The following is a 23464-nucleotide window of genomic DNA, read 5'->3' on the forward strand; positions in this document are numbered from 1 at the left end:
CTACGCGTCCCCGCCCGCCGCGCCGGGGTCGGCGGCCGCGACGTCCAGCAGCTGGTACCGGTCGACGGCCTGCTTCAGCGCCGAGCGGTCGATCTTCCCCTCACGGGCGAGCTCGGTGAGCGTGGCCAGGACCACCGACTGGGCGTCGATGTGGAAGAAGCGCCGCGCCGCGCCCCGCGTGTCGGCGAAGCCGAAACCGTCCGCGCCCAGCGAGGTGTACGTCCCCGGCACCCAGCGCGCGATCTGGTCCGGCACCGCGCGCATCCAGTCCGAGACCGCCACGAACGGCCCCTCGGCGCCCGACAGCTTCCGCGTCACGTACGGGACGCGCTGCTCCTCCTCCGGGTGGAGCAGGTTGTGCTCCTCCACCGCGACGGCCTCGCGGCGCAGCTCGTTCCAGGAGGTCGCCGACCAGACGTCCGCCCGGACGTTCCACTCCTCGGCCAGGATCCGCTGCGCCTCCAGCGCCCACGGCACCGCCACGCCCGAGGCCATGATCTGCGCCCCGATGGCGCCCGAGGTGCCCTGCGAGACGCGGTGGATGCCCTTGAGGATGCCGTCCACGTCGACGTCCGCCGGCTCGGCCGGGTGCCGGATCGGCTCGTTGTAGACCGTCAGGTAGTAGAAGACGTCCTCGCCCGGCTCGTTCGTCTCCGTCGGGCCGTACATGCGCCGCAGGCCGTCCTTGACGATGTGCGCGATCTCGTAGCCGTAGGCCGGGTCGTACGCCACGCAGCCCGGGTTGGTCGACGCCAGCAGCTGGGAGTGACCGTCGGCGTGCTGGAGGCCCTCACCCGTCAGGGTGGTCCGGCCGGCGGTCGCACCCAGGACGAAACCACGCGCCAACTGGTCGGCCATCTGCCAGAACTGGTCACCCGTCCGCTGGAAGCCGAACATCGAGTAGAAGACGTAGACCGGGATCAGCGGCTCGCCGTGCGTCGCGTACGCCGAACCCGCGGCGATCAGCGAGGCCGTGCAGCCGGCCTCCGAGATGCCGTCGTGCAGCATCTGGCCGGTCGGGGACTCCTTGTACGCGAGGAGCAGGTCGCGGTCGACCGCCTCGTACTGCTGGCCCAGCGGGTTGTAGATCTTGGCGCTCGGGAAGAAGGCGTCCATGCCGAAGGTGCGGTACTCGTCGGGCGCGATCAGCACGAAGCGCTTGCCGATCTCCTTGTCCCGCATCAGGTCCTTCAGGATGCGGACGAAGGCCATCGTGGTGGCGATCGACTGCTGGCCCGAGCCCTTCCTGGCGGCCGCGTAGGCCTTGTCGTCCGGCAGGACCAGCGGCTTGGCGCGCACCACGCGGGTGGGCACGTACCCGCCGTGGGCGCTGCGCTGGTCGTGCATGTACTGGATCTCGGGCGAGTTGCGGCCCGGGTGGTAGTACGGCGGGGCGCCGCTCTCCAGCTGCGCGTCGGTGATCGGGATGTGCAGCCGGTCGCGGAAGCGCTTGAGGTCGTCGACCGTCAGCTTCTTCATCTGGTGCGTGGCGTTGCGGCCCTCGAAGTTCGGGCCGAGCGTCCAGCCCTTGACCGTCTGCGCCAGGATCACCGTCGGCTGGCCCTTGTGGGCCTTGGCCGCCGCGTAGGCCGCGTAGACCTTCTTGTGGTCGTGGCCGCCGCGGCCCAGGTGCTGGATCTGCCGGTCGGTCATGTTCTCGACCATCGCGCGCAGCCGCTGGTCGCCGCCGAAGAAGTGCTCGCGGATGTACGCGCCCGACTCGGTGGCGTACGTCTGGAACTGCCCGTCGGGGGTGGAGTTCATCTTGTTGACCAAGATGCCGTCGCGGTCCTGGGCCAGCAGCGGGTCCCAGGAGCGGTCCCAGATCAGCTTGATGACGTTCCAGCCGGCGCCGCGGAAGATCGACTCCAGCTCCTGGATGATCTTGCCGTTGCCGCGCACCGGGCCGTCGAGGCGCTGGAGGTTGCAGTTGACGACGAAGGTCAGGTTGTCCAGGCCCTCGCGGGCGGCCAGGGAGAGCTGGCCCAGCGACTCCGGCTCGTCCATCTCGCCGTCGCCGAGGTACGCCCAGACGTGGGACCTGGAGGTGTCGGCGATGCCGCGCGCCTCCATGTACCGGTTCATCCGGGCCTGGTAGATCGCGCCGAGCGGGCCGAGGCCCATCGAGACGGTCGGGAACTCCCAGAAGTCCGGCATCAGCCGCGGGTGCGGGTAGCTCGACAGGCCGTACGGCGCCTTCGACTTCTCCTGGCGGAACGCGTCGAGCTGCTGCTCGGTGAGCCGGTCGAGGAGGTAGGCGCGGGCGTAGATACCGGGGGAGGCGTGGCCCTGGAAGAAGATCTGGTCGCCGCCGTCGCCCTCGTCCTTGCCCCGGAAGAAGTGGTTGAAGCCCACGTCGTAGAGGGAGGCGGAGGAGGCGAAGGTGGCGATGTGCCCGCCGACCCCGATCCCCGGGCGCTGGGCGCGCGACACCATGACGGCGGCGTTCCAGCGGGTGGCGTTGAGGACCTTGCGCTCGATCTCCTCGTTGCCGGGGAAGAAGGGCTCGTCCTTGGTCGCGATGGTGTTGACGTAGTCCGTGGAGCGCATCTCGGGGACGGCCACGCGCCTCTCGCGGGCCCGCTCGATCAGTCGCAGCATCAGGTAGCGGGCGCGCTCACGGCCCCGCTCGTCGACGGCGGCGTCCAGGGAGTCGAGCCACTCCTTGGTCTCCTCCGGGTCGAAGTCCGGGACCTGGCTCGGCAGGCCGCCAATGATGATCGGATTGCGATCGGATGCGGAAGCCACGCTGTTCCTTCGCTGTCAGGGGAGTCGTGCCTTGGGTCGCCGCCTCCCATGGTCTTACGCCCGGGCGAAATCTTCACCTCTACCACTGGGTAACACCTGGAGCGGGGAAGGAGCGCCGGGCGGGCCGTACCGGTCCTGGACGCGGCGGGGCCAAATCGCAACCTTACGCCCAGGACGATCACCGGGTTCGTAAGGACGTTCGTCCCTCAAACAGGTAGGAAAGTCCTCTGCGATGCCGAATGGGCTGGAATGGTGTGGGATGAATCACCGGTGGTCCCCTCGGGAACCCCGAAAGTTGCGGCGAGACGGCCGCAATCGTCACCGTTTCGACGGTCTCGGCGGCCGGGTACTTGCGCGATCCGCCGCGCCCGTGTGGACTACGCCCAATGCTGCGCGTACGCGCGCCGCCGAAAGACATTCACCGAACATGAGCAGGAGGCACCCCGTGAGCGCGACCGCGGACCACGCGGAGAGCCTGGCCGCCCGGCTGGGTTTCCAGTCCGAACAGGTGGTCCAGGAGATCGGCTACGACGAGGACGTCGATCAGGAATTCCGTGAAACCGTCGAGGACCTCGTCAGTGAGCTCGCCGACGAGGACTACGACGACGTCGCCGACGCGGTGCTGCTGTGGTTCCGCGACGAGGACGGCGATCTGACGGACGCCCTGGTCGATGCGACCGAGCTGGTCGAGGACGGCGCACTGATCCTGCTGCTGACCCCCAAGACGGGCCGTGACGGCTACGTCGAGGCCAGCGACATCAGCGAGGCCGCCGAGACCGCCGGTCTCTCGCTGGCCAAGGGCCTGCCCGTCGGCAAGGAGTGGACCTCCACCAAGCTGGTGACGCCGAAGGCGGCCAAGTCCAAGAAGTAGCCGCCCCGCAGCCGAGCGGACGCACACCCCGCCGACCCGGATCGCACCGGGCCCGGCGGGGTGTGCGCGTTTCCGGGCCCCGCGGTTCTGCCGCGCCGGCGCCGGCCGCACCCGCCGCGGCGTGCCACGGCCCGTCGGCGGCCCGATCGGCCGGGACCGGCCTTAGGGTGGGTCTCACCCGAACGGCCCCGTGCGGGACCGCAGGAACGAAGGGATGCGAGAGATGGCGATCGAGGTCGGACACAAGGCCCCGGACTTCGAGCTCAAGGACAACCACGGCGCCACCGTGCGGCTCTCCGACTTCCGGGGGGAGAAGGCCGTCGTGCTGCTCTTCTACCCGTTCGCCTTCACCGGCGTGTGCACCGGCGAGCTCTGCGAGCTGCGCGACCAGCTGCCCCGCTTCCAGAACGACGACGTCCAGCTGCTGGCCGTCTCCAACGACTCGGTGCCGACCCTGCGCGTCTTCGCCGACCAGGAGGGCCTGGAGTACCCGCTGCTCTCCGACTTCTGGCCGCACGGGGAGACCTCCCGCGCGTACGGCGTCTTCGACGAGGAGAAGGGCTGCGCGGTCCGCGGCACCTTCGTCATCGACAAGGACGGCGTCGTGCGCTGGAGCGTCGTCAACGGGCTGCCCGACGCGCGTGACCTGAACGAGTACATCAAGGCCCTCGACAGCCTCTGAGGACTTGCCGACGGGTTCGCCGTGAAAACCGCCTGCGGGCGGGAACCCGTCACTAGGATCGAAACGTTGATCCGTTAGCAACGCACGCGGGGCACCGCCCCACACACACCAATGGAGGACTCGTGGGAGTCAGCCTCAGCAAGGGCGGCAACGTCTCGCTGACCAAGGCCGCGCCCAACCTGACGGCGGTCATCGTCGGTCTGGGCTGGGACGCCCGCACCACCACCGGTGTCGACTTCGACCTCGACGCCAGCGCGATCCTGACCAACGACCAGGGCAAGGTCGCCACCGACTCGAACTTCGTGTTCTTCAACAACCTGAAGAGCCCGGACGGCTCGGTCGAGCACACCGGTGACAACCTGACCGGCGAGGGCGAGGGCGACGACGAGGCGATCAAGGTCAACCTGGCCGGCGTCCCCGCCGACGTCGCCAAGATCGTCTTCCCGGTCTCCATCTACGAGGCCGAGAGCCGCCAGCAGAGCTTCGGCCAGGTCCGCAACGCCTACATCCGCGTCGTGAACCAGGCCGACAACAGCGAGCTCGCCCGCTACGACCTCTCCGAGGACGCCTCCACCGAGACCGCCATGGTCTTCGGCGAGCTGTACCGCAACGGCGCGGAGTGGAAGTTCCGCGCCATCGGCCAGGGTTACGCCTCGGGTCTGCGCGGTATCGCGCAGGACTTCGGCGTCAACGTCTGAGCCGACAGAAGTTCGTCCGTCCGGCGCCGTGCACCTCTGTGTACGGCGCCGGACCGGCTTTGCCACCATGGAGCCGGGTGGCGCGGCCACCATCACCACGTCGTTCGGGGAGGACCACATCATGGGCGTCACACTCGCCAAGGGGGGCAACGTCTCCCTGTCCAAGCAGGCACCGAACCTCACCCGGGTTCTGATCGGCCTCGGATGGGACGCGCGCTCGACCACGGGGGCCGACTTCGACCTCGACGCCAGCGCGCTGCTCTGCCGCGACGGCCGGGTGCTCGGCGACCAGTACTTCGTCTTCTACAACAACCTGAAGAGCCCCGAGGGCTCCGTCGAGCACACCGGCGACAACCTCACCGGTGAGGGCGAGGGCGACGACGAGTCGATCATCATCGACCTCACGAAGGTCCCGGCCCAGGTCGACAAGATCGTCTTCCCCGTCTCCATCCACGAGGCGGACAGCCGCCGGCAGAGCTTCGGCCAGGTCAGCAATGCCTTCATCCGTGTGGTGAACATGGCGGACGACCAGGAACTCGCCCGCTACGACCTGACCGAGGACGCCTCCAGCGAAACGGCGATGATCTTCGGCGAGGTCTACCGCTACGGGGGCGAATGGAAGTTCCGTGCGGTGGGACAGGGGTACGCGTCGGGCCTGCGGGGCATCGCTCTAGACTTCGGGGTCAACGTTTCGTAAAGCCGTACAAGACGATGGGGTGCCAGTGGTTCTCAAAACCTTCGGCTGGTCGTTCGCAGTCACTGCGCTCGGTCTGGTCGCAGCGGTGTTCTACGGGGGGTGGACCGCTTTTGGGATCGTGGCGATCCTGACGATCCTCGAGATCTCGCTGTCCTTCGACAATGCGGTGGTCAACGCCGGAATCCTGAAGAAGATGAATGCCTTCTGGCAGAAGATCTTCCTCACGGTCGGCGTTCTCATCGCCGTGTTCGGCATGCGCCTGGTCTTCCCCGTCGTGATCGTCGCGATCAGCGCCAAGATCGGGCCCCTGGAGGCCGTCGATCTCGCGATGACCGACAAGGACAGGTACCAGCAGCTCGTCACGGACGCCCACCCGTCCATCGCCGCCTTCGGCGGCATGTTCCTTCTGATGATCTTCCTCGACTTCATCTTCGAGGACCGCGACATCAAGTGGCTCGCCTGGCTGGAGCGCCCGCTCGCCAAGCTCGGCAAGATCGACATGCTGTCCGCGTGCATCGCGCTGATCATCCTCGTCATCACCTCGATGACCTTCGCCACCCAGGCCCACCAGCACGGCGGGGTCCATGTGGACAAGGCGCAGACCGTCCTGGTCTCCGGCGTCCTCGGCCTGATCACCTACATGATCGTCGGCGGCCTCTCCGGCTACTTCGAGAACAGGCTGGAGGAAGAGGAGGAGGCCGAGCACGAGGCGGAGGAAGCGGCCAAGAAGAGCGGCAAGCCCGTCTCGGCCGTCGCCATGGCCGGCAAGGCCGCGTTCTTCATGTTCCTCTACCTCGAGGTCCTCGACGCCTCGTTCTCCTTCGACGGGGTCATCGGCGCCTTCGCCATCACCAACGACATCGTGCTCATGGCCCTCGGCCTCGGCATCGGTGCCATGTACGTCCGGTCGCTCACGGTCTACCTGGTCCGCCAGGGCACCCTCGACGACTACGTCTACCTGGAGCACGGCGCGCACTACGCCATCGGCGCCCTCGCCGTGATCCTGCTCGTCACCATCCAGTACGAGATCAACGAGGTCATCACGGGCCTCGTCGGCGTCGTGCTGATCGCCTGGTCCTTCTGGTCCTCCGTCCGCCGCAACAAGCGGCTGGAGGCCGAGGGCGGCGACGGAGAGCCCGCGGAGGTCGGCGCCGGGGTGTGACCCGGCCCCGATTGCGGAACGCTCCTACAGGAGCCGTCTCTTCTTCGGCGGGGCGGCCGCGCGGATCCCACGGGACCGCGCGGCCGCCCCGCGGCATATCCGCGCACGGACCGACCAGGGGGGTTGGGGTACATGGGGTTCTTCGACGGGTTCTTCGACGGGGTCAGGGGCGCCCGAGCCATGCGGTTCGACTCGGGCAACGCCTCGTCGAACGCCATCGAGCTGACCAAACGGCAGCCGACGGTCTCGCTCACCAAACAGCAGGCCGTCCACGGCAACCTCCGGGTGAACCTCTCCTGGCGGATGCGCACCTCGGACATCGGCGGCCGCTCCGGCCAGAGCGGGCAGCTGTTCCGCCACCCGTTCAAGCTGTTCAAGCCCGACATGGTGCAGGCCCACACCCAGGGCATGGTCAACGTCGACCTCGACATGGGGTGCCTGTACGAGCTGGCGGACGGCACCCGCGGCGCCGTACAGCCGCTGGGCAACCTGCTCGGCGACCTCAACGACCCGCCGTACGTGAAGCTCAGCGGGGACGACCGGTTCGGCTCCCCCTCCGGGGAGACCCTCTACGTCAACCTCGACCACGCCGACCAGATCAAGCGGCTGCTGGTCTTCGTCTACATCTACGACCAGACCCCGGCCTTCGACCGCACGCACGCCCTGGTCACCCTCTACCCGACCGCGGGCCCGAGGATCGAGATCCCCCTGGAGGAGCGCCACCCGCAGGCGCGCTCCTGCGCGGTGGTCTCCCTCCAGAACGTCAAGGGCGAGCTGGTCGTCCGCCGCGAGGTGAAGTTCGTGTACGGGTTCCAGGCCGAGCTCGACCGGCTGTACGGCTGGGGGCTCCAGTGGGGCCGGGGCTACAAGACGAAGGCCTGAGCCCCGGCGGCGCCGCCCCGGCCGAGGCGGCGCCGCCCCGGCCGTCAGCGGCGGATGAACTGCGGGCCCTGCACCGGCAGCCGGAACGACGGGTCCCCGCCCGGTGCCGGCACGGGAACCGGGGAGACCTGCTGCGGGTAGCCGTACGCGGGCTGGACGGGCGGCGGGGCCTGGGTGACCGGGGCGGGCGCCGGCGGGCGCATGGCGGCGGTCCGGTCGTCCTGGGCCCCCGCGGCGGCCGGGGGAGCCGCGGGGGCGCCCTCGGCGGCGTTCTCGTCGACGGAGATCCCGTGGTCCGTCGCCAGCCCCACCAGGCCGTTGGAGTAGCCCTCGCCCAGCGCGCGGAACTTCCACCCCTCGCCCCGGCGGTAGAGCTCGCCGCACATCAGCGCCGTCTCGGCGCCCGTCTCCGGCCGCACGTCGAAGTGGGCCAGCGGCTCCGCGCCGGCGCCGGGGGAGGCGTCGTAGAGCTGGATCCGCAGGTCGTGGACCCGCTGGAAGGGCACGTCCTCGGCGGAGGCCACCACCAGGATCCGGTCCACGACCGGGGGGACGGCCCGCAGATCCGCCTGGACCGCGTCGGTCACCCCGTCGCCCACCTGCTTCTTGCCCAGGCGCCAGACGGACCCCGAGGGGTGGCGGGGCTGGTTGTAGAACACGAAGTCCTCGTCCGAGCGCACGCGCCCGTCCGCCCCCACGAGCAGCGCGGAGGCGTCCACGTCCGGCACCTCGGGCCCGGTGGTCCAGCGCAGCACCGCCCGGACCGCCGTGGCGGCCACCGGGATGTTCGAGCCCTTCTGCATCGCGTGCGTCATGCCCGTCATCCTGCCCTCCCGGGCGGGGGAGGAACAATGCGGCCCCCCGTAGGGCCTTGTCCGGAAGGGTGGAGCTGGGCATTGTGCGAGAGGGTTACCGGAACTTCATGTGCTTGAGGAACTCTTGACTCACGTTCGTACGTACTATTACCGGCCACGCCAGTCGGGCCTCTGAGGCAGTACGGGGGAAGCACATGCGTCACTTCGGGCACATATCGCCCACGGTCCGTGAGGGCCTCTTCCACCAGGAGCCCGCCGAGTTCACGCTGGCCTCTCCCGCCCGCACCCTCGCCGCCGCGCTCGGGGCCACCCTCTACAGCCCGGCCACCCGGCCGCGCCTGGCCGCCGACATCCGCAAGCAGGCCGGGCGCGGCGTGGTCTCGATGGTCCTCTGCCTGGAGGATTCCATCAGCGACGCCGACGTGGTCGACGGCGAGGAGAACCTCGTCCGCCAGTTCGCGGAGCTCGACGCCGGACTCGGCGCGGACGCCGCCGCCGGGGAGCTCCCGCTCCTCTTCATCCGCGTCCGCACGCCCGAGCAGATACCCGACCTCGTCCGCCGCCTCGGCGGATCCGCACGGAACCTGGCCGGATTCGTACTTCCGAAGTTCACGGAGGACCGGGGAACGGGCTTCCTCGACGCCGTGGCCCACGCCGAGGCCGTGAGCGGCCTGCCCCGGCTGTACGCCATGCCCGTCCTGGAGACCCCCGACCTCCTCCACCTCGAAACCCGGGCCGGGGCCCTCGCCGGCATCGCGCGCACGGTCGACCGCCACCGCGAGCGGGTCCTGGCCCTGCGCCTGGGCGTCACGGACTTCTGCTCCGTGTACGGACTGCGCCGCACCCCCGACATGACCGCGTACGACGTCCAGATCGTGGCCGGCGTCATCGCCGACGTGGTCAACGTCCTCAGCCGCGCCGACGGCACCGGCTTCACCGTCACCGGCCCCGTCTGGGAGTACTTCCGCAGCCAGCAGCGCCTCTTCAAGCCGCAGCTGCGCCGCAGCCCCTTCCTGGAGGAAGGCGTCGAGGAACTGCGCACCGCCCTGATCGAACACGACCTGGACGGGCTGCTGCGCGAGGTCGAGCTGGACCGCGCCAACGGGCTGCTGGGCAAGACCTGCATCCACCCCGCCCACGTCACGCCGGTCCACGCGCTGTCGGTGGTCTCCCACGAGGAGTTCAGCGACGCCCAGGACATCCTGCGGCCCGAGCGCGACGGCGGCGGAGTGATGCGTTCCGCCTACACGAACAAGATGAACGAGGTGAAGCCCCACCGGGCCTGGGCCGAGCGCACCATGCTGCGCGCCGAGGTCTTCGGTGTGGCGAAGGAGGAGGTCGGCTTCGTCGACCTCCTGACGGCCGGGCTCCAGCTGTGAGCGGGCCGCAGCGGACGACGAGGATGGCGATGAAGGGCAAGACGATCGACGCGCAGTGGTCGGGGACCTGGGTGGCGCAGCGGCTGGGCGTACGCCTGGAGGGCCCGGAGGGCGAGGGCCCGCAGGGCGCGGCCCGGCTCGCCGAGCTGCTCGGGCTGGCGCTGCGACGCAACCCCAAGCGGGCCCACCTGCTGGTCTCCCAGGTACTGGGCAAGCACGTCCCGCAGTCGCCCGCGACCGTCTACGCCGCCGGGTACGGGCTCGGGGAGCGGGTCCGGGAGCTCCTCGGCGACCGCGCCGCCTGCGCCCTGGTCCTCGGCTACGCCGAGACCGCCACCGGGCTCGGCCACTGCGTCGCCGACGGCCTGGGCGCGGCCCCGTACCTGCACTCCACGCGCCGCCCGGTGCCCGGGATGCGGCCCGCCGGCGGCTTCGAGGAGGCGCACTCGCACGCCACCTCGCACCTGCTGCTGCCCGAGGACCCGAAGCTGCTGGCGGGCGACGGGCCGCTCGTCCTCGTCGACGACGAGTTCTCCACCGGCAACACCGTCCTGAACACCATCCGCGACCTGCACGCCCGCCACCCGCGCCGCCACTACGTGGTCGTCGCCCTCGTCGACATGCGCTCCGCCGCCGACCGGGACCGCCTCACCGCCTTCGCCGCCGAGCTGGACGCTCGGGTCGACCTCGTCGCCCTGGCCTCCGGCACGGTCTCCCTCCCGGAGGGCGTCCTGGCCAGGGGCCAGGCCCTGGTAGAGGAACACGAGGCCCACGGCCCGGCCGAACCGACCGACGGGGCCGCCTCCGCCGGGGTCGTCCGCGCCCGGGGCGACCGCGCGGGTGACCCCCTGGGGGGCGCTGCCGGGGCGGCCGCCGGGGATGACCCCGCCCGGGCCGGCTCCGCCGGGGACGGCCGCGCCGCGAGCACCCCCGCCGCGGGCGACCCCGCGGGCGACCCCGCGGGCGACCCCGCAGGGGGCCCGTGTGTCCGCGTCGTCCTGGAGTGGCCCGACGGGGTCCCCGACGGGGGACGGCACGGTTTCACCCCCGGCCACCGCGAGGCGCTGGAGGCGGCCCTGCCCGCCCTCGCCCGGCAGGTCGCCGCCCGGCTGGGCGAGCGGCCCGGCAGGGTCCTCGTCCTCGGCAACGAGGAGCTGATGTACGCCCCGCTGCGCCTCGCGGCGGCCCTGGAGGAGTCCGGGGCGGCGGACGAGGTGAGGTTCTCCTCGACCACCCGCTCGCCCGTCCTCGCCGTCGACGACCCCGGCTACGCCATCCGCACCCGGCTCGTCTTCCCCGCGCACGACGCCCCGGCCGACGGCCCCGGCGACCGCTACGCCTACAACGTCGCCGGCGCCGGCTTCGACGCCGTCGTCGCCGTCGTGGACTCCGCCGGCGACACCCCCGGGCTGCACACCGGGCTGCTCGCCGCCCTGGCCCCCCACACCGGCCGCGTCGTGCTGGCCGTCGTCCCCTCGTACGCGCCCGGCATACCCGGCGCACCCCACCGGCAGGAGCCGACCATGCCCGAGCCGACCCTGCCGGAGCCCCTGCGGGGGCCGGCGTTCTCCTCGTACGCCCCCGAGGACGTCGGCTGGCTGCTCCAGGACCTCTCCGCCGTCGAGCTGGAGGCACCGACCGAGGAGCGCGAGGAGGCCATCCAGGCGGGCGGCGCGCACTACGCCGAGTCCCTGCCCGTCGAGTACCAGCCCTCCGAGCGCTACCAGACGCTCTACCAGGACGCCCTGGCCGCCTCCGCCGCCCGTGTGGCCCGCGCCGTCGGCACCGTCACCGAGACCGTGCTCGCCGAGCGCTCCCCCTCCCCGGTGCTGGTGTCCCTGGCCCGCGCCGGAACCCCCGTCGGGGTGCTGATGCGCCGCTGGGCCGCCGCCCGGCACGGCCTCGACCTGCCGCACTACGCCGTCTCCATCGTGCGCGGCCGCGGCATCGACGCCAACGCCCTGCGCTGGCTCGCCGCCCACCACGACCCGGCCGACGTGGTGTTCGTGGACGGCTGGACCGGCAAGGGCGCCATCACGCGCGAACTGCGCGAGGCCCTGGCCGGCTTCGAGGGCTTCAACCCGGAGATCGTGGTCCTCGCCGACCCCGGCGCCTGCGTGGAGACGTACGGCACCCGCGAGGACTTCCTGATCCCCTCCGCCTGCCTGAACTCCACCGTCTCCGGGCTGGTCTCGCGCACGGTGCTCCGGTCCGACCTGGTCGGTCCCGACGACTTCCACGGCGCGAAGTTCTACCGGGAGCTGGCCGGCGCCGACGTCTCGGGCGCCTTCGTGGACGCCGTCGCCGCCCGCTTCGACGAGGTCGCCGAGGCCGTCGACGCCGAGGTCAAGGAACTCCTCGCCGCCGACCGCACCCCGACCTGGGTGGGCTGGGCGGCGGTCGAGCGGATCAGCGAGGAGTACGGCATCCACGACGTGAACCTGGTCAAGCCCGGCGTCGGCGAGACCACCCGCGTTCTGCTGCGCCGCGTGCCGTGGAAGATCCTGGCCCAGCGCGGCGCCGGCTCCGACCTGGACCACGTCCGCCTGCTCGCGGGGCAGCGCGGCGTGCCGGTCGAGGAGGTCGACGACCTCCCGTACACCTGTGTAGGACTCATCCACCCCCGCTTCACGCGCGGCGCCACGGGCGCCGACGGAAAGGCAGTGGCAGCCAAGTGACCGTCCTCGTAGCCAGTGACCTCGACCGCACGCTCATCTACTCGGCGGCCGCCCTCGGCCTGACCATGCCCGACCCGCAGGCCCCCCGGCTGCTGTGCGTCGAGGTGCACGAGGGCAGGCCGCTGTCCTTCATGACGGAGACGGCGGCCGCGCTGCTCGCCGAACTGGCCGCCGACCCGGCGGCGGTCTTCGTCCCGACCACCACCCGCACGCGCAAGCAGTACCAGCGGATCCGCTTCCCCGGGCCCCCGGCCCCGTACGCGATCTGCGCCAACGGCGGGCAGCTGCTGGTGGACGGCGTGCCCGACCGGGACTGGCGGCGCGCGGTGGCCCGGCGGCTCGCCGAGGAGTGCGCCCCGCTGGAGGAGGTCCAGCAGCACCTGCTGGACGTGTCCGACCCGCAGTGGCTGCGCAAGGCCCGGGTCGCGGAGGACCTCTTCGCGTACCTGGTCGTCGAGCGGGCACTGGTCCCCGACGAGTGGCTCAAGGCCCTCACCCGCTGGGCCGAGGAGCGGGGCTGGACCGTCTCCCTCCAGGGCCGCAAGATCTACGCCGTGCCGCGCCCGCTGACCAAGAGTGCCGCGATGCGCGAGGTCGCCCGCCGCACGGGCGCCCACACCACCCTCGCCGCCGGCGACTCGCTGCTCGACGCCGACCTGCTGCTGGCGGCCGACCGGGCCTGGCGGCCGGGGCACGGCGAACTGGCCGACGCGGGGTGGACGGCGCCGACGGTGACGGCCCTGCACGAGGCCGGTGTACTCGCCGGTGAGGAGATCGTCCGCTCCTTCGGCCGGGCGGTTGCGACACTGACCGCATGACCAAGGGCAACAGCACCAAGATCACCGACGAGCTCTACCGCTACGTCCTCGCGCACAACCCCCCGCTGGACGAGATCCAGCGGGGGCTGGTCGCCACCACCTGGGAGAAGTTCCCCGAGTCCGCCGGCATGCAGTCGGCGGAGGAGCAGGGGCCGCTGCTGGCCTTCCTGGTCCGGCTGACGGGCGCGAAGCACGTCGTCGAGGTCGGCACCTTCACCGGCTTCTCCGCGCTGTCCATGGCCCAGGCCCTCCCGGCGGACGGCCGCCTGATCGCCTGCGACGTGTCGGAGGAGTGGACCGCGTACGGCCGCGAGGCCTGGGAGGCGGCCGGCGTCGCGGACCGCATCGACCTGCGCATCGCCCCCGCCCTGGACACGCTGCGCGCCATGCCGGCCGAACCGCACATCGACCTGGCCTACGTCGACGCGGACAAGCAGAACCAGATCCTCTACTGGGAGGAACTCGTACCGAGGCTGCGGCCGGGCGGCCTGATCGTCACGGACAACACCCTCTTCCACGGGACGGTGCTCGACGAGTCGCCCGACAGCAGGGGTGCGAGCGTCCGCGCGTTCAACGAGCACGTCATGGCGGACACCCGCATGGACTCCGTCCTGCTGGCCGTCTCAGACGGCCTCACCCTGTCGCGCAAGCGCTAGCGGCCGGACCGGCCGCCGGGGGCTGTGCGCCCCGGGGCCCCGATCAGCAGCAGCCGCCCCCGCCGCAGCAGCCCCCGCCGGAGGGCGCGGGGGCGGCGCCGGTCCCGCCGACGGCGACGGCGGAGAGCAGCTTGACGGTGTCGGCGTGCCCGGCCGGGCAGTCGGCGGGCGCGGACGACTCGGCCATCGGACGGCTGACCTCAAAGGTGTCGTCGCAGGTCCGGCAGCGGTATTCGTAACGAGGCATGCGCACAGGCTACAGAGCCGCCGCCCCGCCACGGGCGCGTTCCTCCCGGGCGGCCTGTTCGGGGTGGCGGGCGCGCCAGTACGGGTTGTCGTGCGGGAGGGCGCTGCCCACCCGGCCGTACATCCCGAACCACATCAGCATCACGCCGACGACGAAGCTGAACAGCACGTTCTGGATCTTGAAGGCCAGGACGTTCAGCTCGGTGTCCAGCAGGGCCAGGTTGACGAACCCGCTGGCGATGAAGAGCAGCCCCAGCGTGATGTTGAGGGTGGAGGCGAAGGTCCCGCCGATCACCATCCCGGCGACGAGCAGGGCCCCGATGCAGATCGACAGCACGCTCAGCGCACCGTTGGTGTTCAGGGCCAGGACCGTGTCTCCGCCGGTGTCGAAGAACCCGATCCGGTGGACCAGTCCCAGGATCCCGAAGACGATCAGCAGCAGGCCCGTCAGTCCGGCACCGACCCGGTAGACCTTGCTCAGCTTGTGGTCGATGGGCAGGTGTTCGTCGAGGCTGGCGTTGACGGGGTGCAGCATCTTCTGCACCAGCCCGGGGCCGTGCGGTTCGGGGGGCGGCCCGTAGGGCTCGTGGGCGACGTAGGGCGCGTAGTGCTCGTGCGGCTCGGTGCACCCGTACGCCGCGTGCGGCGCGTACGACTCCTGGGGCGCGGGGGGTGCGTGGCGCTCGCGGGGCCTGTGGAAAGTGTGGGCAGCCATGGCGCCCTCCTCGGTTCCGTTCCCGGCACCCTCCAGCATCCGCCGAACCCCGCCCCCGGACAACTCCGAACCCTTCCCCGCCCGGGCCACCCCCCGCCTCCGGCAGCCCCTCGCCTCCGGCAGCCCACCCGCCTCGGGCAGTCCACCCGCCTCGGGCAGTCCACCCGCCACACCGGCGGGCCTGTCCGCACCCGCGGGCCCGCCGTCACACCGGCGGGCCCGTCCGTCACACCGGCGGGCCCGTCCGCACCCGAGGACCCGACGTCACCGGCCGGCCCGTCCGCACCCGAGGGCCCGCCGTCACCGGCCGGCCCTCAGCATCCCGCCCGGGCCGGCGCGCCGTTGTCCCCACCGGGCGGCCCTTACCCGCCGGCGCGGCGTCCCCGCATGTCGGCCACCACCCGGGCGACCGTCGCCCGTACCTCCTCCAGCTCCTGGAGGAAGTGCCAGTAGTCGGGGTGGCGACCCTCCAGCCCGGCGAGCGCCCGCTCCATGCGGGCCACCGACTCGTCCAGCGGCCGCGCGTGCCGCGGATCGGGCACGCTGCGGCCCTCCATCGCCAGGCGCTGCGCGTCCCGGATCGCGAACCGGGTCCGCTGCACCTCCGCCTGCGGGTCCCGCGCCACCGCCTCCAGCCGCGCCAGCCGGTCCTGCGCGGCGGACACCGCCTCGTCGGTGGCGTCCAGTCCCGTACGCACCGCCTCGACCAGAGCCGTCACATCGGCCCAGCGCTGCTCCTCGCGCGCCCGGCCCGCCTCCGCCAGACGCTCCTCGGCCTGCGCGACGTCCCGCACGGCCTGGTCGGGGACGTGCTGGAGGTCCTGCCAGCAGGCCGCGCTGAACCGGCGGCGCAGCTCGCTCAGCACCGGATCCACCCGGTCCGCCCGGTTGCGCAGCGCCTGCGCCCGGGTCCGCAGGCTCACCAGCCGCCGGTCGATCTCCGCCGCGCGCTCCGGCAGGCGCTCCGCCTCGGCCCGTATCGCCTCCGCGTCCCGCAGGATCCGGTCGGCCCGCTGCACGGTCTCCTGCACCCCGTGCTGCGCGGCGCCCTGGTTCAGCTTCGTCAGCTCGGGCCCCAGCGCGGCCAGGCGCGCCGCCAGGTCGTCGGCCCGCATCCCCGTGGCCCGTACGGCGTCCAGCGCGTCGCTCGCGGCCAGCAGCGCCGCCTTCGCCCGCTCCCGCGCCGGCGCCACCCGGGCCAGCTGCGTCTCCGCCTTGTCCAGCAGCGGCTGCAGCCCCTGCGCGAACCGCTCCAGCTCCCCCTTGACCCGGACGAGCTCGTCCCGGGCCCGCGTCAGCTGCTGCCTGGCCTGCCCGGCGACGGACCCCTCCAGGTCGACCCGGTCCAGGTCGTGCGCGTCGACGGCCTCGATGTAGGTGTGGCTGACCTCGTCGATGCGCCGCCCGAGCGCGGTGAACCCCTCGGCTGCCTGCCGCGCGGCGGGAGAACCGTCGGCGGCGGCGATGGTCTCCATCGAGATCCGCAGGTCCCGCTGGGCGGTGTCCAACTCGTAGAACGCGGCCGCGGCGGCGTCCTTGGCCGCCTGGGCGTCCGCCCGCCGACTCTCGTCCCGCCCGCCGAACCACCGCCGGGGTGCCGTCGTCACAATCCCTCTCCCGTGCCCCGTCCGCCAAGCTCCGGTCCATTGTCCCCCAAGGCAACGGGTTTGCGTGGGGGGTGCGCCCGCCATGTAGGCTGTCCACTCGTCCACGGGTGCGTAGCTCAGGGGTAGAGCGCTGCTCTTACAAAGCAGATGTCGGCGGTTCGAAACCGTCCGCGCCCACCAGTCGTGAACGCGATGAAGGCCCAGGTCACCCGGTGTTTCGGGGAGCCTGGGCCTTTCTTGTTGGGTTCGTCAAGTCACGTTCTTGCGGGGCGTGACGGGGGGTGCCAGCGGCGGGCTTACTTGAGGTCCGGTCGCGCCGGACGGCGGGGCGACGGGAACGGGAGAGGAGCAGCAGCCATGTCCCATCACGGCCACACCGCGGGGCCCGCGCCGGTGAAGCGGCGGATGTTCCGCTACATGATGGTCCTGACCTCGGCCGCCTTCATCGCCGCCGGCATCGCGTCCCTGTGGGTGCCGGCGCCGCCGGCGTCGGCGGCGGGACTGCCGCGGGTCCGGACGGTCGTCGGGACCGGTGTGCTCCCCGTCGACAGCGGGCCGGGTCTTCTCGGCGTACCTGGGAGGTGATCCCCGTCTGCGAGCCCCCCGGCCGGTCGCGGCCAGGGGGCTTCGGGGTGTGTCGGCTGCGGTCAGGCGTTGGGGCGCTTTCCGTGGTTGGCCTTCTTCTTCTTGCGGGCGCGCTTCTTGTTCCCTCGCTTGGCCATCGGGCGTCTCCCTCGGGTTCCTGCTAGCGGACATTCCGGGCGTTCGTCAGTCTAGGATCCGGGCCGGTTTCCCGCGCGGTGGGACGGGGACCATCCCGCGGGGGTGATGGGTGTGGCCGGTGTCGGGGAGTGGGTCTGGGCCGTCGGCGCCTTCGGGCTGGCGGTCGGCGGGCTGGGGCTCGTGTGGTGGCCGGGGCGGGAGCGGTTCGAGCGGGAGCGGGACGCGGAGCGGGAGCGGCTGCTCGCCCAGCTGGGGGAGCAGCCGCCCGGGGCGGGTGATCCCCGGCTGGTGGACGCCTCGACGGGGCACGGGGACGGGTCCGGGGACCGGCACGACGACTTCACCCCGATGCTGGTCGAGTACTACGCCTACGGGCTGGCGCAGGCGCGCAGCAGCTTCGCGACCAGCCAGCGGTTCGCCGGGGCCGGTGCGGCCGTGCTGCTCTTCGGGATCGGGCTCGGGGTGTGGAAGGCCGAGACCGCCGGGGACGCCTACATCGGGGTGGTGACCAGCTCCGTGGGCCTGGTCGTCACCCTGGTCGGGCAGCTGTTCCACCGGCGGGCCGACATCGCCCTGCGCTACATGGCCGCCCAGACCGCCTCCCTGAGGGAGGACCGGCGGGTCGCGGAGAGCACCCGGCAGGCGATCGCCCTGCTGGAGGAGGTCGCCGACCCGGACCTGCGGGGACGGCTGCAGGCCGGGCTCATCATGAGGCTCTCCGGGGCGGAGCTCCCGTCCGTGCGGCCATAGTGGAGGTATGTGCCGCTCCATCAAGACCCTGCGTCCGCCCGCCATCCCCGAGAAAGCCACCGAGGAGGAGATCCGCGCGGCCGCGCTCCAGTACGTACGGAAGGTCTCCGGGTTCCGGGTGCCCGCCGCGCACAACCGCGAGGTGTTCGACGCCGCCGTGGACGCCGTGGCCGACGCGACGCGGCTGCTCCTGGACGGGGTGAAGGTGCGCGGGCAGGCCGCGGCCGCCGTCTGAGGCCGGGGAAGGGCGGCTCAGCGGGCCTCCGCCGCGCGGCGGCGCAGCATCCAGATGCCGGCGCCGAGCGCACCGGCGGCGAGGGCGCCGCCGACGGCGATCTGGCCCCGGCCCACGGAGTCCATGCTGCCGCCGAGGCCGCCACGGGCCGCGCCGGGGGAGACCTGGAGGGTGACGGTGACCCGACGGCCGCCGCACTCGAAGGCGACGGGGTACGAGCCGGGCGTGGCGTCGCTGAAGACGGTGGCCGAGCCGAAGAGGTTCGAGGCGTTCGCGCTGCCCGGGGCCAGCGTGACGGCGTTGAAGACGCGGGAGGACGCCCGCCCGGTGCGGGTCGAGCAGCCGTCGACGTTGAGGGTGACGCGGCCGCCGGGGGAGACGGTGCCGGGGGAGACGGTGGCGGAGGGGGTCGCGCCGCCTGCGGGTGCGGCGGAGGCGAGCGTGGCGGGTGCGGCGGCTGCGACGACCAGTGTCGCGGCGGCGACTCCGGTCAGGCGATGCCGGATGCGCGTGGGGGGCATGGCGGGATCTCCTCGGGCTTCTCGGAACGGCGCGTCGGGGATGTGGATGTGACGCCGGTTCGATGGCGCGCCGTGTTCTGGACGCTAGAAGCCCGGAGGGGAGGCTGCGATCGCTGCCGGGTGAACGGGTGACCCACTGCCCCACCCGGCCCATCCCTCCGGGGGGAGAAGGGGGAGGGGGAGGGGGAGGGGGAGGGGGAGGGGTGCCCGGGTCGGCGGTCGCCGTGAGGAGCGGGCCGGGGTGGGGTGGTGCCCGGGTGCGGGCTGTTGTGCGGCCGGGGTGGTCAGGCCGCCGCGGTGGGGGTGGTGGGCGGGCGGCGGAGGAGGAAGGCGGCCAGGGAGCCCGCCGTGAAGAGGGCGATCAGGGAGACGGCCGTGCCGAGCCAGGCCGTGCCCAGCCACTGGGTGCCGAAGTAGCCCAGTGCCACGCTGTAGCCCGCCCAGCTGATGCCCGCCAGGACCGACCAGGGCAGGAACTCCGCCACGGTGCGCCGCGTCTTGCCCGCGCCCAGCGAGACCACCGACCGGCCGGCCGGGGCGAAGCGGGCGAGGACCACCAGGGGGCCGCCGCCGCGGGCCAGGGCCGTGCCCAGGCGTTCGTGGGCCCGGGTCAGGCGGCGGGAGCGGGCGATGACCCGGTCCAGGCGCGGTCCGCTGCGGCGGGCCAGCCGGTAGGCGGCCATGTCGCCCAGCACGGAGGCCGTGGCGGCGACCGCCAGCAGCACCGCGACGTCCGGCACCCGCGCGGGCGGTCCGCCCGCCGCCGCGGCCGCCGCACCGGTGATCACCAGCACTCCGCTCGGCAGCACCGGCAGGAACACGTCGAGCAGGACCGACACCGCCACCAGGGCGTAGATCCACGGGCTCGCGGTCAGCGACCCCATCGTCTCGATCACAGCGGGACTCCCGAGTCCGGAGCGCCGCGTGGTCGCGGGGAGGCGGCAGGGGCGGCTTGACAGCCATACAGCGTACGCCCGGCGCCCCCGCGCCGGAGTCCCGGCCTACTCCGCTCCGGTGAGCCGGCGGTCCAGCACCGTCACCAGACGGGCACCCGGCCGTGAGGAGCGGGCCTGGTCCAGCCGGAGCCCGGCGCCGCGTCCGGCCAGGGTCAGCGTCATCAGCTGGTTGCCGAACCACGGGCCGCCCGTACGCCGCCAGCCCAGCGGCGGCCGTCCCGTCCGGCCGTGGCGCGCGAGACCGCGCCCCAGCCAGCGGCCCAGCCGCGACCAGCCCAGCCGGAAGCCCCACCTCACCACCGCGGGGATGGAGTTGTGCACCGGCGAACAGGTCAGCTGGAAGACCCGCGCCGTACTGGGTATGAGCGGCTCGGCCACGTACGCGTGGTGGACGTCCCCGGAGAGGACGGCGACCGTCGCCGGCGCCTTCGGGCCCGTCCCCACCTCCTCTATCAGGTCGCTCAGCGCGGCGAACGACGCCGGGAACGCCGCCCAGTGCTCCAGATCCCCGCGCCGCCGCAGGTCCTCCCCGATCCGGGCCCACCTCCGCCCGCGCTCCCCGCGGCAGAGCGCGGCGTTCCACACCTCGGCGTCGTGGATCAGCGGGGGCATCAGCCACGGCAGCGAGGAGCCGATCAGCAGGTGGTCGTAACCGCCGTGCCCGGACAGGGCGTTCTCCCGGAGCCAGCGCTGCTCCGCCGGGTCGAGCATGGCGCGCCCGTCCTCGGCCAGCACCCGCGCGGCGCGGGTGTCGACCATCAGCAGCCGCGTCCGGCCGAAGTCGCGCCGGTAGCTCCAGCGCACCGACGCCGGGTCGGCGTCCGCGGCGGCCGCGAAGGCGCGCAGCGCGTCCGTGCCGTCGGGGGTGGCCCGTACGGCCGCGTAGAGGGGGTCGGCCGCGAGCTCGGCCGGGGAGAGGTTGCCCAGGTGCTGGTACACCCAGTACGACATCAGTCCGCTGAGGACCCGCTCGGGCCACCACGGGGTCGCGCGCATCTCCGCCTGCCAGGAGGCGCTGGTGTTCCAGTCGTCTATGACGTCGTGGTCGTCGAACATGTGCAGGCTGGGGACGGTCGACAGCAGCCAGCGGATCTCCGGGTCGCCCCAGGACTCGTCGTAGACGCGGGTGTACTCCTCGTAGTCCGCGACCTGGGCGCCCGGGGCCTCGCGCAGGTCGCGACGGGCCGCGAGCCAGCGCCGGGTCTCCTTCGACAGCCGGTCGGCGTAGACCTGGTCGCCGAGGAGCAGCAGCAGGTCCGGCCGGGCCTCCGCCGGATCGGCGGCCAGGCGCGCCGCGAGGGCGTCCAGGGCGTCGGCGCCGTGCGGCCCGCGGCGGCCGGCGGGCGGGGCGGCCTGCCGGCACGAGCCGAAGGTGACCCGCAGGCCCGGCGCGCGGGGGCCGGGGCCGCCGCCCACCGCGGGGGCGGCGATCGTGCTGGGCGGGAAGCGGCCGTCGGGCTCGGGCCAGACGGGGACGCCGTCGAGCAGCACCTCGTACGCCGTGGCCGTGCCGGCCGTCAGGCCGGTGACGGGGACCAGCGCGTAGTGGTGGCCGGTGATCTGGAAGGTGCGGGCGCTGCCGCCGGCCCCGTCGGCGCAGCGCACCTCGGCGGTGCAGGGGCGGTCCGCCTCGATCCACAGCGTGGCGGAGCCGCCCGTGTCCCAGTCGACGTAGCGCAGCAGTGGTCCCAGCCGCAGTCCGGCCATCCGACTCCCCCTCCTCGACAGCCCTTTCGATCACGGTACGGGGAGGGGCGGCTGCCCGGCCTCCCCCTGGCGGGGGATCGCGGGGGTGAAAATCCCGGAGGGCGGTGGGGTCAGCAGCCGTTCAGGATGTTCACCAGGGCGGTCTTCTCCCCGGCGTCCATGCTCAGGCCCCAGTACTGCTTCACCTGGACCCACGACCGGGCGTACGTGCAGCGGTAGGCGGTGCGCGGCGGAAGCCACTTGCCGGGGTCGAGGTCGCCCTTGGCCTGGTTGACGTTGTCGGTGACGGCTATGAGCTGGGGGCGGGTGAGGTCGTTGGCGAACTGCTGGCGCTTGGCGGTCGTCCAGGTGTTGGCGCCCGAACGCCAGGCCTCGGCGAGCGGGACCATGTGGTCGATGTCGACGTCCGAGGCGGCGGTCCAGGTGGCGCCGTCGTACTCGGAGTACCAGCTGCCGCTCACGGCGGCGCAGGAGGAGTCGGTGACGACGTTCACGCCGTCGCGCTTGAGGACGGTCTCCCGGGTGTTGCAGGTGCCGGAGACCGTGCTCCAGTGCGGGAACTGGGCGCGGCTGTAGCCGGTGAGGGAGCCCTCGGCGGCCGGCGTGACCGTCGCCAGGTAGGCGCGGGCCTCGGCGGCGCTGATCGGGGTGGGCGGGGAGGCCAGGGCGGCAGGGGCGTTCACGAGGGAGGTGAGGGCGGCGAGTGCGACGGCGGACGCCAGGATGCCGGCGCGTCCGGCGCGGCGGATGCGACGCGCGTAGACGGAGGGCGTGCGGACGGACGTGAGGGCCATGAGGGGGCTCCCTGGGGCGGGGGGTTGGTGGCCGTGCGGCCCCGGCGGGGCGCGGCCATGGTGGCGGCGCCGGGTGTCGCGGGGATGGGCGCCAGGTGACAGATTGCCGACATGGGCACGTCACATCAAGAAGATCAACGACCCCTGTTCAAGGGGAAGTTGAGATTCCGCCCGGAGGGGTGGGGCAGGGTGGGGCCAAGCTCACATTCCGGGCAGGGCGGTGCCGGGGCGGCCGTCGCGTACCCTGGACGGAGCAGAAGGGGAGTAGCTCTTCGCCGGACCGTCGACATACTGCTGGGTCATCCCAGCCGGCGCCCGGAGGCGGGCCGCGTCAGCGGACCGCCAGCGAGACCTTCGGCCGCAGTGTCCTGTCCATGTGACGCGACGCGCGCGACGCAGCATGCGCACTCCGCATGCGCGAGGCGTGCGGAGTGTCGATGTCCCCAGGGCGCCGCCGAGCCGAAGCGAACCCTGAAACACCCCAGGTCTCTCGGTCCCGATGGCGTCCTGCCCGACCGATCGAGGTTTCACCCCCGTGTTCAGCTTCACCGTGCTGGCGATCGCCTTCGGCGTCGTCTTCCTCGCCGAACTCCCCGACAAGACGGCCCTGGCCGGTCTGATGCTCGGCACCCGCTACCGCGCCTCCTACGTCTTCGCGGGCGTGGCCGCCGCCTTCGCCGTGCACGTCGCGCTCGCCATCGCCGCCGGCAGCGTGCTCACGCTCCTGCCGCACCGGCTCGTCCAGGCCGTCGTCGGCCTGCTCTTCCTGGCGGGCGCGGCCATGCTGCTCTTCAAGAAGGGCGACGAGGACGAGGAGGTCAAGCCGCCCGCCGACCAGTCCTTCTGGAAGGTCTCCGGCGCCGGCTTCATGCTGATCCTGGTGGCGGAGTTCGGCGACCTGACCCAGATCATGACCGCCAACCTCGCGGCGCGCTACGAGAACCCGCTCTCCGTCGGCCTCGGTGCGGTGCTGGCGCTCTGGGCGGTGGCGGGCATCGGCATCCTGGGCGGCCGCACCCTCATGAAGTACGTCCCGCTGCGGCTCATCACCAAGATCGCGGCGGGGGTCATGGCGGCGCTGGCCGCGTTCTCCCTCTACGAGGCGATCGCCGGCTGACGCCGAC

General features: G+C 72.5%; 24 protein-coding genes and 1 tRNA gene. 15 read left to right on the forward strand and 10 right to left on the reverse strand.

The window, feature by feature from the left end; translation table 11 throughout:
• Positions 1–2748, reverse strand: a complete 2748-nt coding sequence (aceE, locus tag ACIRBY_RS21010; protein ID WP_403902310.1) for a pyruvate dehydrogenase (acetyl-transferring), homodimeric type — start codon at positions 2746–2748, stop codon at positions 1–3.
• A 445-nt stretch (positions 2749–3193) separates the two neighbouring features.
• On the opposite strand from aceE, the gene ACIRBY_RS21015 reads away from it, so the two are divergent.
• The 6 genes from ACIRBY_RS21015 to ACIRBY_RS21040 all read left to right on the forward strand — a co-directional run bounded on the left by ACIRBY_RS21015 (position 3194) and on the right by ACIRBY_RS21040 (position 7740).
• Positions 3194–3619 carry a DUF3052 domain-containing protein gene (locus ACIRBY_RS21015; RefSeq protein ID WP_395509257.1) on the forward strand — a complete coding sequence of 142 codons (426 nt, stop codon included), beginning with the start codon at positions 3194–3196 and terminating at the stop codon, positions 3617–3619.
• Positions 3620–3842: 223 nt separating this feature from the next.
• Positions 3843–4301 carry a peroxiredoxin gene (locus ACIRBY_RS21020; protein ID WP_366453158.1) on the forward strand — a complete coding sequence of 153 codons (459 nt, stop codon included), beginning with the start codon at positions 3843–3845 and terminating at the stop codon, positions 4299–4301.
• A gap of 122 nt (positions 4302–4423) precedes the next feature.
• Positions 4424–4999 (forward strand): TerD family protein, encoded by a 576-nt coding sequence (locus ACIRBY_RS21025; RefSeq protein ID WP_042816748.1) that lies wholly within the window; start codon positions 4424–4426, stop codon positions 4997–4999.
• Between the two features lie 121 nt (positions 5000–5120).
• Entirely contained in the window at positions 5121–5696 is a 576-nt protein-coding gene (locus ACIRBY_RS21030; protein WP_344155774.1) for a TerD family protein, read from the forward strand.
• 25 nt (positions 5697–5721) lie between these two features.
• Positions 5722–6858 (forward strand): DUF475 domain-containing protein, encoded by a 1137-nt coding sequence (locus tag ACIRBY_RS21035; protein WP_403902313.1) that lies wholly within the window; start codon positions 5722–5724, stop codon positions 6856–6858.
• A gap of 132 nt (positions 6859–6990) precedes the next feature.
• On the forward strand, positions 6991–7740 hold the full coding sequence (locus ACIRBY_RS21040; protein WP_366453147.1) for a Tellurium resistance: 750 nt from the start codon (positions 6991–6993) through the stop codon (positions 7738–7740).
• A 44-nt stretch (positions 7741–7784) separates the two neighbouring features.
• On the opposite strand, the gene ACIRBY_RS21045 is transcribed toward ACIRBY_RS21040, so the two are convergent.
• Entirely contained in the window at positions 7785–8555 is a 771-nt protein-coding gene (locus tag ACIRBY_RS21045; protein ID WP_403902314.1) for a TerD family protein, read from the reverse strand.
• A 194-nt stretch (positions 8556–8749) separates the two neighbouring features.
• On the opposite strand from ACIRBY_RS21045, the gene ACIRBY_RS21050 reads away from it, so the two are divergent.
• Genes ACIRBY_RS21050 through ACIRBY_RS21065 form a run of 4 tightly spaced genes read left to right on the forward strand, consistent with a single transcriptional unit; the run spans position 8750 to position 14086 of the window.
• On the forward strand, positions 8750–9934 hold the full coding sequence (locus tag ACIRBY_RS21050; RefSeq protein WP_403902315.1) for an HpcH/HpaI aldolase/citrate lyase family protein: 1185 nt from the start codon (positions 8750–8752) through the stop codon (positions 9932–9934).
• 23 nt (positions 9935–9957) lie between these two features.
• Positions 9958–12612, forward strand: a complete 2655-nt coding sequence (locus ACIRBY_RS21055; RefSeq protein WP_403902316.1) for a phosphoribosyltransferase — start codon at positions 9958–9960, stop codon at positions 12610–12612.
• Positions 12609–13430, forward strand: a complete 822-nt coding sequence (locus ACIRBY_RS21060; RefSeq protein WP_403902317.1) for an HAD family hydrolase — start codon at positions 12609–12611, stop codon at positions 13428–13430. Before ACIRBY_RS21055 ends, ACIRBY_RS21060 begins: the two co-directional genes overlap by 4 nt.
• On the forward strand, positions 13427–14086 hold the full coding sequence (locus ACIRBY_RS21065; RefSeq protein WP_403902318.1) for an O-methyltransferase: 660 nt from the start codon (positions 13427–13429) through the stop codon (positions 14084–14086). Before ACIRBY_RS21060 ends, ACIRBY_RS21065 begins: the two co-directional genes overlap by 4 nt.
• A 43-nt stretch (positions 14087–14129) precedes the next feature.
• Here the strand turns inward: ACIRBY_RS21065 and ACIRBY_RS21070 are convergent, their stop codons facing one another.
• The 3 genes from ACIRBY_RS21070 to ACIRBY_RS21080 form a co-directional block, all read right to left on the reverse strand.
• Positions 14130–14333 carry a zinc ribbon domain-containing protein gene (locus tag ACIRBY_RS21070; RefSeq protein WP_390689145.1) on the reverse strand — a complete coding sequence of 68 codons (204 nt, stop codon included), beginning with the start codon at positions 14331–14333 and terminating at the stop codon, positions 14130–14132.
• 9 nt (positions 14334–14342) lie between these two features.
• Complete coding sequence (locus ACIRBY_RS21075; protein ID WP_403902319.1) at positions 14343–15047, reverse strand: DUF4383 domain-containing protein; 705 nt, start codon at positions 15045–15047, stop codon at positions 14343–14345.
• Between the two features lie 362 nt (positions 15048–15409).
• Positions 15410–16738 carry a hypothetical protein gene (locus ACIRBY_RS21080; protein WP_403902369.1) on the reverse strand — a complete coding sequence of 443 codons (1329 nt, stop codon included), beginning with the start codon at positions 16736–16738 and terminating at the stop codon, positions 15410–15412.
• Between the two features lie 21 nt (positions 16739–16759).
• Here ACIRBY_RS21080 and ACIRBY_RS21085 point away from each other — a divergent pair.
• Both ACIRBY_RS21085 and ACIRBY_RS21090 read left to right on the forward strand, forming a co-directional pair.
• Positions 16760–16834, forward strand: a tRNA-Val gene (locus ACIRBY_RS21085).
• Between the two features lie 177 nt (positions 16835–17011).
• Positions 17012–17239, forward strand: a complete 228-nt coding sequence (locus ACIRBY_RS21090; protein ID WP_403902320.1) for a hypothetical protein — start codon at positions 17012–17014, stop codon at positions 17237–17239.
• 62 nt (positions 17240–17301) lie between these two features.
• On the opposite strand, the gene ACIRBY_RS21095 is transcribed toward ACIRBY_RS21090, so the two are convergent.
• Entirely contained in the window at positions 17302–17376 is a 75-nt protein-coding gene (locus ACIRBY_RS21095) for a 50S ribosomal protein bL37 (protein ID WP_099895366.1), read from the reverse strand.
• Between the two features lie 112 nt (positions 17377–17488).
• Here ACIRBY_RS21095 and ACIRBY_RS21100 point away from each other — a divergent pair, with 112 nt between their 5' ends.
• Both ACIRBY_RS21100 and ACIRBY_RS21105 read left to right on the forward strand, forming a co-directional pair.
• On the forward strand, positions 17489–18127 hold the full coding sequence (locus ACIRBY_RS21100) for a hypothetical protein (RefSeq protein ID WP_403902322.1): 639 nt from the start codon (positions 17489–17491) through the stop codon (positions 18125–18127).
• Positions 18128–18134: 7 nt separating this feature from the next.
• Positions 18135–18362 (forward strand): DUF2277 family protein, encoded by a 228-nt coding sequence (locus tag ACIRBY_RS21105; protein ID WP_403902323.1) that lies wholly within the window; start codon positions 18135–18137, stop codon positions 18360–18362.
• Positions 18363–18379: 17 nt separating this feature from the next.
• On the opposite strand, the gene ACIRBY_RS21110 is transcribed toward ACIRBY_RS21105, so the two are convergent.
• The 4 genes from ACIRBY_RS21110 to ACIRBY_RS21125 form a co-directional block, all read right to left on the reverse strand.
• Entirely contained in the window at positions 18380–18883 is a 504-nt protein-coding gene (locus ACIRBY_RS21110) for a hypothetical protein (protein ID WP_403902325.1), read from the reverse strand.
• Positions 18884–19167: 284 nt separating this feature from the next.
• On the reverse strand, positions 19168–19779 hold the full coding sequence (locus tag ACIRBY_RS21115) for a DedA family protein (protein WP_403902327.1): 612 nt from the start codon (positions 19777–19779) through the stop codon (positions 19168–19170).
• Between the two features lie 105 nt (positions 19780–19884).
• On the reverse strand, positions 19885–21546 hold the full coding sequence (locus ACIRBY_RS21120; RefSeq protein WP_403902328.1) for an alkaline phosphatase D family protein: 1662 nt from the start codon (positions 21544–21546) through the stop codon (positions 19885–19887).
• A 110-nt stretch (positions 21547–21656) separates the two neighbouring features.
• Positions 21657–22340, reverse strand: coding sequence for a DUF1524 domain-containing protein (locus ACIRBY_RS21125; RefSeq protein ID WP_403902329.1), 684 nt, complete (start codon positions 22338–22340; stop codon positions 21657–21659).
• A 535-nt stretch (positions 22341–22875) separates the two neighbouring features.
• Between ACIRBY_RS21125 and ACIRBY_RS21130 the strand changes: the two genes are divergently transcribed.
• The gene (locus ACIRBY_RS21130; protein WP_366456596.1) at positions 22876–23457 is read left to right on the forward strand and encodes a TMEM165/GDT1 family protein; all 582 of its coding nucleotides are present in this window, start codon (positions 22876–22878) and stop codon (positions 23455–23457) included.
• Positions 23458–23464 lie beyond the last annotated feature (7 nt).

It is taken from the genome of Streptomyces sp. NPDC096136, assembly GCF_044763325.1.
Lineage (GTDB): Bacteria > Actinomycetota > Actinomycetes > Streptomycetales > Streptomycetaceae > Streptomyces.

Bases quoted from the DNA above. Each gene is read 5' to 3' on its own strand.
- ACIRBY_RS21080 (WP_403902369.1), bottom strand. From the start codon at position 16,738: ATGGCGGGCGCACCCCCCACGCAAACCCGTTGCCTTGGGGGACAATGG.
- ACIRBY_RS21065 (WP_403902318.1), top strand. From the start codon at position 13,427: ATGACCAAGGGCAACAGCACCAAGATCACCGACGAGCTCTACCGCTAC.
- ACIRBY_RS21020 (WP_366453158.1), top strand. From the start codon at position 3,843: ATGGCGATCGAGGTCGGACACAAGGCCCCGGACTTCGAGCTCAAGGAC.
- ACIRBY_RS21055 (WP_403902316.1), top strand. From the start codon at position 9,958: ATGGCGATGAAGGGCAAGACGATCGACGCGCAGTGGTCGGGGACCTGG.
- ACIRBY_RS21090 (WP_403902320.1), top strand. From the start codon at position 17,012: ATGTCCCATCACGGCCACACCGCGGGGCCCGCGCCGGTGAAGCGGCGG.
- ACIRBY_RS21110 (WP_403902325.1), bottom strand. From the start codon at position 18,883: ATGCCCCCCACGCGCATCCGGCATCGCCTGACCGGAGTCGCCGCCGCG.
- ACIRBY_RS21030 (WP_344155774.1), top strand. From the start codon at position 5,121: ATGGGCGTCACACTCGCCAAGGGGGGCAACGTCTCCCTGTCCAAGCAG.
- ACIRBY_RS21040 (WP_366453147.1), top strand. From the start codon at position 6,991: ATGGGGTTCTTCGACGGGTTCTTCGACGGGGTCAGGGGCGCCCGAGCC.
- ACIRBY_RS21105 (WP_403902323.1), top strand. From the start codon at position 18,135: ATGTGCCGCTCCATCAAGACCCTGCGTCCGCCCGCCATCCCCGAGAAA.
- ACIRBY_RS21050 (WP_403902315.1), top strand. From the start codon at position 8,750: ATGCGTCACTTCGGGCACATATCGCCCACGGTCCGTGAGGGCCTCTTC.
- ACIRBY_RS21045 (WP_403902314.1), bottom strand. From the start codon at position 8,555: ATGACGCACGCGATGCAGAAGGGCTCGAACATCCCGGTGGCCGCCACG.
- ACIRBY_RS21075 (WP_403902319.1), bottom strand. From the start codon at position 15,047: ATGGCTGCCCACACTTTCCACAGGCCCCGCGAGCGCCACGCACCCCCC.
- ACIRBY_RS21070 (WP_390689145.1), bottom strand. From the start codon at position 14,333: ATGCCTCGTTACGAATACCGCTGCCGGACCTGCGACGACACCTTTGAG.
- ACIRBY_RS21120 (WP_403902328.1), bottom strand. From the start codon at position 21,546: ATGGCCGGACTGCGGCTGGGACCACTGCTGCGCTACGTCGACTGGGAC.
- ACIRBY_RS21125 (WP_403902329.1), bottom strand. From the start codon at position 22,340: ATGGCCCTCACGTCCGTCCGCACGCCCTCCGTCTACGCGCGTCGCATC.